Here is a 4600-nt window from a genome sequence, read left to right as displayed (position 1 = left end):
GTAGGCTTGGGCGGAGCCGACCTTGGGACTGGGGAAGTCCTGTAGGAGGGGCCGAAGGCTGCGATCCTTTGATCTACTACAAGAAAGGCCCCGGAGGTTGCACTCCGGGGCCTTTCGTATTTCAGCGGTCGATTACGCCGCTTTCGCTTCAGGCTGGCTCAACGAGCGGTTCAGTGCGCTGAACAGCGCTTTGAAGCTGGCGGTGGTAATGTTTTCATCGATACCCACGCCGTGCACTGCACGCTCGCCATTCACACGCAGCTCGATGTAGGCCGCTGCTTTGGCATTAGTGCCGGCGCCGATTGCGTGTTCGTTGTAGTCCATGATTTCCACCGGAATCGGCAGGCCGGCGACCAAGGCTTCCAGTGCGCCGTTGCCCTTGCCGCGCCAGTGCAGGTTGGTTTCGCCCTGACCTTTGCTGGCCACTTCGACTTCGACGGCGCTGTTGCCGTTTTCTTCCTGCAGGCGATGGCTGACCAGCGCATACGGGGTGTTGGCTTGCAGGTACTCGCTGATCAACAGCGAGTGAATCTGCTTGGCGGTCATCTCCAGGCCCAGGCGATCGGTTTCACGCTGTACGACCTGGCTGAACTCGATCTGCATGCGACGTGGCAGGCTGATGCCGTATTCCTGCTCCAGCAAGTAAGCGATGCCGCCCTTGCCAGACTGGCTGTTGACGCGGATCACCGCCTCGTAGCTGCGGCCGATGTCGGCCGGGTCGATCGGCAGGTACGGCACTTCCCACAGGGTGTCCGGTTTCTGCTGGGCGAAACCCTTGCGGATCGCGTCCTGGTGCGAGCCAGAGAACGCGGTGTGCACCAGATCGCCAACGTACGGATGACGCGGGTGCACCTGGATCTGGTTGCACTCTTCGACGACCTTGCGCACGCCGTCGATGTCGGAGAAGTCCAGCTCAGGGTCGACGCCCTGGGTGTACATGTTCAGCGCGACGGTGACGAGGTCGACGTTGCCGGTGCGCTCGCCGTTGCCGAACAGGCAGCCTTCGACACGGTCGGCGCCAGCCATCAGGCCCAGCTCGGTGGCGGCCACGCCGGTGCCACGGTCGTTGTGGGTGTGCAGGCTGATGATCACGCTGTCACGACGGTTGATGTTGCGGCCGAACCACTCGATCTGGTCGGCGTAAACGTTCGGTGTCGCGCATTCAACGGTGGCCGGCAGGTTGAGGATCATCTTGTGCTCAGGCGTCGGGTTCCACACCTCGATCACGGCGTCACAGACTTCCTTGGCGAATTCCAGCTCGGTGGCGCTGAAGGTTTCCGGCGAGTATTCGAAGGTCCACTCGGTGTCTGGCTGCATGGCTGCGTATTTGACGAACAGCTTGGCGGCATTGACCGCGATGGCCTTGATGCCGTCCTTGTCCTGGTTGAAGACGATGCGCCGGAAAGAAGGCGAGGTGGCGTTGTACAGGTGGACGATGGCTTTCTTCGCCCCGCGCAGGGATTCGAAGGTGCGTTCGATCAGGTCTTCACGGCCCTGGGTCAGCACTTGAATGGTGGTGTCGTCCGGGATGTGGCCTTCCTCGATCAGCGTACGCACGAAGTCGAAGTCGGTTTGTGAAGCGGCCGGGAACGACGCTTCGATTTCCTTCACGCCCACCTGCACCAGGGTTTTCCAGAAGCGCAGCTTCTTCGCCGCGTCCATCGGTTCGATCAGCGACTGGTTGCCGTCACGCAGGTCGGAACTGCACCAGATCGGCGCGGCGTCGATGGTTTTCGACGGCCAGGTGCGATCCGGCAAGTTGATGACGGGAAACGCGCGGTATTTCGAAGACGGGTCTTTGAGCATGCTCATCGGGAAATTCCTTGTTGTCTGGGCCGAATAGAGGCGGCCTGCCGGTTGAACGAATGTTCTTGGAAAAGCGTGGGACGAGGCGCAGCGATTCAGCCTGGCAGTCGTGCGCTGACGAGGCACAGGCTGCGGTGCTGGCGAAGCTGAATGAGGGTGTGAGAGGTTTTCATGGCTTCAACCCTAACCGCGAGGGGAAAGGATGGCAAGCAGTCGAAAAAAATTGAGAGGAATACCCGGAAAGAGAGTTTTTGCGGGATTTTATTGCGCTGAAGTCCGCTGATCGTTGTGATATTTGCGCGAGGTTTGATTGGGGCGCAATTGAGACCGATGGGGGGCAGGGGTGTTTGAGTACAGCATAAGCCGCCATCGCGAGCAGGCTCACTCCTACAGTTGATCGTGTTCACAACACCAGTCCAATGTAGGAGCGAGCCTGCTCGCGAAGAGGCCGGTCGCCTCAACACATATTCAAGGTTGGAAGGCACCAATGAAAATCGCCGGATCCACCCGCGCATCATTCAGGCTGACATTCCAGTGCATATGCGGCCCGGTCGCCCGACCAGTCGCGCCCACTTTGCCCACCACCGCACCGCGGGCCAGTTGCTGGCCGTTTTTCACATCGATCTTCGACATATGGCAGAACATGCTGATGAATCCCTGGCCATGATCGACGAACACCGTGTTGCCATTGAAGAAGTAATTGCCGATCAAAATCACTTTGCCCGCCGCCGGGGTCTTGATCGGCGTGCCTGCCGGCACTGCGAAATCCAGTCCGGCATGAGGGTTACGCTCCTCGCCATTGAAGAAGCGGCGCACACCGAACTTGCTCGACAGCGGCCCGTTGACCGGTTTGTCCAGCAGCAGATTGCTCGGCGTGTTCGGGCTGAAACTGCGGTAAGCCGCGATCTGTTCCGCCAGTTCACCCTCGATGCGCTTGAGGTTGTCGGCGTTAGGGTTGACCTGCTGTTTGTTCTTCAGAGTGATGTGCTGTTCCGGGTATTTCTTGCTGCCGACGGTGAAGGGCAGATTGCGCCCAGCGCTGCTGATCTGCTGCCCACCGGGCTTGACCGTGAGCGGTACGCCTACGATCGCCAGCCAGTTGTTCTGCTCCTTGACCACCAGCACCGGCTTGCCCTGATAGGTGGCTTTCGGCGCCTGCGCGGCGGTGCCCAGATCCACCACGGCGACGCCGCCTGGTACCGGTTTGTTCAGCAGCCGAGTGATGTAACTGTCGGCATGGGCGTTGAAGGTCAGGCAGAGCAACAGCAGTGGAGCCAGAAAACGCGGCATGGATCAGTCCAGTAAAGAAAGGGTGACGGGCGTCAGGTGATTGTCCTCGACGCGCACTTGCAGTTCGCCTTCGCCTAGCCTGGCTTTCAGACGCTGGCCGGTGTGAGTCTGTGCAGCGTTGCGAATCGCGTGGCCGCGCTCGTCGAGCAAAATGCTGTAACCACGACCGAGGGTCGCCAACGGGCTGACCACATGCAGGGTCTGCATTTGACTGTGCAATTGCTGTCGGCGCTGTTTCAGGCCATCGCGCATGGCGCGGGGCAGACGTTCGGCGAGACTTTCGAGGCGCTGACGGAGCATCGCCAGTTGGCGCCCCGGATGTTGCCCGGCGAGGCGGGTTTCCAGACGGATCAGGCGTTCGCGGCGGGTATTGAGACTGCGCTCGAAGGCACGACGCATGCGCATGTCCAGATCGTCCAGACGCTGGGCCTGCTGGCGCAGACGTTCGCCGGGATGCCGCAGCCGCCGCGCCATGCCTTCCAGACGCAGGCGATCACGCATCAAGCGATCACGCATGCGCATTACCAGGCGGCGATGCAGGCTCTCGACCTGACGGATCAGATGGCTGGAATCCGGGGCGAGCAGTTCGGCGGCGGCCGAGGGTGTCGGTGCGCGGACGTCGGCAACAAAGTCGCTGATCGACACATCGGTTTCATGGCCGACGGCGCTGACGATCGGCGTGACACAGCCATCGACCGCGCGGGCCACGGCTTCTTCGTTGAAGCACCAGAGGTCCTCCAGCGAGCCGCCGCCACGGGCCAGGATCAGCGCGTCAAAGCCACGGGCATCGGCCATTTTCAGCGCGCGGACAATCTGCGCGGTGGCCTCGCGGCCCTGCACGGCGGTGGGAATCAGGGTCAGTTGCACTTGCGGCGCACGGCGGCGGAATACGCTGATGATGTCGCGAATCACCGCGCCGGTCGGCGAACTGATGATGCCGATGCGTTGCGGATGCGCGGGCAGCGGCACCTTGCGTTCGGCACTGAACAGGCCTTCGGCGCTGAGCTTTTCCTTCAGTGCATCGAAGGCCAGACGCAGCGCACCATCACCGGCCGGCTCGACGGTGTCGAGGATCAGTTGATAGTCGCCGCGGCCTTCGAACAGCGAAACCTTGCCGCGCACCTTGACCGCCAGACCGTCCTTCAGTGCCTGGCGCACGCGGGCGGCGTTCTGCCGGAACAACGCGCAACGCACCTGCGCGCCGCTGTCCTTGAGGGTGAAGTAGACGTGGCCGGACGCCGGGCGCGCCAGGTTGGAGATTTCGCCTTCGACCCAGATGTTGCTGAACACGTCTTCAAGCAACACCCGCGCGCGGCCGTTGAGCTGGCTGACGGTCAGGACTTCACGGTCCAGGCCAAGTCTTGCAAAGGGATCTTTAATCATGGGGCGCAGTTTAAAGGCATTTGCCCGCCAATCACCACCGATCCACTGTAGGAGTGAGCCTGCTCGCGATAGCGGTGAGTCATTCAAAGCTGTTGTCGACTGACACACCGCTATCGCGAGC

The 4600-nt window shown here is 61.4% G+C and carries 3 protein-coding genes; all 3 read right to left on the bottom strand.

Annotated features, from left to right (window positions below):
• Positions 1-132: 132 nt before the first annotated feature.
• Positions 133-1812 carry a 2-isopropylmalate synthase gene (leuA, locus tag DCO47_RS25795; protein WP_042608332.1) on the bottom strand — a complete coding sequence of 560 codons (1680 nt, stop codon included), beginning with the start codon at positions 1810-1812 and terminating at the stop codon, positions 133-135.
• Positions 1813-2274: 462 nt separating this feature from the next.
• Entirely contained in the window at positions 2275-3096 is an 822-nt protein-coding gene (locus tag DCO47_RS25785) for a peptidoglycan DD-metalloendopeptidase family protein (protein ID WP_042608331.1), read from the bottom strand.
• A gap of 3 nt (positions 3097-3099) precedes the next feature.
• Positions 3100-4479 (bottom strand): exodeoxyribonuclease VII large subunit, encoded by a 1380-nt coding sequence (gene xseA / locus DCO47_RS25780; RefSeq protein ID WP_064364342.1) that lies wholly within the window; start codon positions 4477-4479, stop codon positions 3100-3102.
• Between the last annotated feature and the right edge of the window lie 121 nt (positions 4480-4600).

The sequence above is a fragment of the Pseudomonas sp. NDM genome (assembly GCF_003105095.1).
Classification (GTDB): Bacteria; Pseudomonadota; Gammaproteobacteria; order Pseudomonadales; family Pseudomonadaceae; genus Aquipseudomonas; species Aquipseudomonas moraviensis_A.
Note: the sequence above shows the minus strand (reverse complement) of the source record. Positions and strands in the feature narration are given on the sequence as shown.